This is a genomic window from Priestia sp. SIMBA_032 (assembly GCF_046535215.1).
In the GTDB taxonomy this organism is placed as follows: Bacteria; Bacillota; Bacilli; order Bacillales; family Bacillaceae_H; genus Priestia; species Priestia aryabhattai.
This window is the reverse complement of the sequence record NZ_JAWRXD010000364.1, coordinates 1-309: the sequence shown is the minus strand read 5'-3', so window position 1 is coordinate 309 and position 309 is coordinate 1. Positions and strand designations below refer to the sequence as shown.

At 52.1% G+C, this 309-nt stretch carries 1 protein-coding gene; it reads left to right on the top strand.

Annotated elements, in window-relative coordinates; translation table 11 throughout:
* The coding region (locus SB717_RS34770) for a hypothetical protein (protein WP_410907424.1) at positions 1-309 on the top strand (309 nt) is incomplete at both ends.

Here is a 309-nt window from a genome sequence, read left to right as displayed (position 1 = left end):
GTCGAGTCACAACTAGCGAATATCCCTGAGCCTACCCGCACTGCGATGAAGGGGCTGTTGGATCTTGCCTACAACAACCGGCAGCGCATCGTGGATGACTTGCGTCAAAGACAGATTCTACTACCCAAGGTTGAACTGCCAGTTTCTGTTATCTCGAACCTTCAGAACCGGCAGTCTATTTTCGCTTCCAAGTTCGATCCTTTCCGCCTGGCCGTAGAGCACGCGGCGCTCAAAAGCACACGTCTGGATGTCGAGACGCGAATCAATGGTAAGAAGCCTTATGTGTCTTTCACCCGGCTCGATGAAGAT